General features: G+C 24.3%; 1 protein-coding gene. It reads right to left on the bottom strand.

Going from position 1 to position 1748, the window contains the following annotated elements; translation table 11 throughout:
• Positions 1–112 precede the first annotated feature (112 nt).
• On the bottom strand, positions 113–1411 hold the full coding sequence (locus tag L8V79_RS08040) for a hypothetical protein (protein WP_263703189.1): 1299 nt from the start codon (positions 1409–1411) through the stop codon (positions 113–115).
• Positions 1412–1748 lie beyond the last annotated feature (337 nt).

Consider the following 1748-nt stretch of genomic DNA (forward strand, 5'->3'; position numbering starts at 1 on the left):
TAATACACCTTTGAAATAAATTTTAGAATGAGTTAAATCAACATTTTTAGCCCTTAAGATTTCACAATCAATCACTTCTTTATCATAAGCAAAAATTGTTTCTTTTACTTTTTCAAGAGGCATGAATTTTCCTTAAATTTTTAGTCATTTTATGATAACTAGAACTCCAATATTTATCGCTTTTTTCTCCTGCTAAAACATTAAAATAAAATTCATTTCTATCTTTTTGATATTCTTGTGAGATATTACCATAATCATATTTATGATAAAGCATTCTTGAATTCATTTCATTTTTAGGTATAAAAATAAAAGGATAAAATTTACTCACACTAAAATTATTATATTTCTGACTCAAATCTAAATCTTGTATCGCAATAGCTTCATAATCATTATCTGCTTTTAAAAGTTTAATTTGTCTATCTTTTCTATCAAAATAAATCAATTTAAAATCGCCTTTTATGCTTGTATTAAATTTTTTAGTGATAGATTCCAAACAAAAATCTAATTTATTATATATACTTTTAAGTTGAGAAATTTCATTATAAAATTTTTTAATACTTTCGTAATATCTTTGATTTTCTATATTTTTTTTACAAAAAGTTTGTATTTTCTTTTCTAAATTTTCCTGATCTACATAACATATATAATTATTATCTAGCATAGATCTAGTCCAAGTAATAAAAGCTCTTGCACCTTTTACACTTTGTAAATTATCATCAATATTTTGAAATTTCAAAAAGATAGAGTGAAGAAATTTGATCAAACCAAAGATATCTATCAAATTTCCAGGCACTTTATATTCATCATCAATAAGCTCTATTCCTATATCAGAAAGTTTTCGAATAACCCAAGTAACGCAATTATTTTCAAGAAGTTTATAGGTAAATTCTTCATTGATTGGCTTTTCGCTATTAGGTGTGATTTCTTTTGTGGCTTCAAAATCAGCTTTAATATTTACAAGTAAGCTTTCATATTGTTCTTTAGAAAGTTCTAAAGTACAGCGATTAGAAGGTTTGAAAGTTTGAGGGCTTCTTAGTTTTTTAATAATATAACAATTTTTATCAATATTGCTATCTAATACATATTGGTTATTGTTAAATACTTTGCCAGGAGTTCCTATAAGAGATTCTGCAACATTAGCAATTCCGGTTCCAAAACCCCAAAAATCATCATTGAATTCATTAGGTTCTTTAGCTTCATACCATTTTTGATCTATCTTGTCCCATTCTTTATTTTTAAGATACCCTTGTCTTAATTGTTCATCTATCTTATCAAGTTCATCAGGACTTTTATCTTTGGTAAGTCCTAAGAAAGCGTGAGTGAAGTCTTCTCTTTGCCAGTAACACTGATTTTTAAAATCCAAAAAACATTCTACCAATGGATCAATATAAATCGTAACATAATATTTCATTTATAAAATCCTCCTAATAACTCAAATATATATACCATAGCCACTAAAAAAATATATCCACATAAAAAAGTTATTAAAATTCTCCAAGCTCTTAAAAAGATAAAAATTATAGGTGCAAAAATAAAAAATAAAATTTTAAAATTATAGATAAACTCATGATATTTCATATATATAAATATTAATATCACAAGCAACAATAATGCAAAAAAATTTTTAATATAAAGCATATTCAATATAAAAATAAATAACATAATAAATAAAATAGTGAATTGATCATAATTGTTACTGATATAAAAATATACCATAGGAATGATAAAAATCCCTACACTACACACAA

Source organism: Campylobacter sp. IFREMER_LSEM_CL2194 (assembly GCF_025771685.1).
Taxonomy (GTDB): domain Bacteria; phylum Campylobacterota; class Campylobacteria; order Campylobacterales; family Campylobacteraceae; genus Campylobacter_D.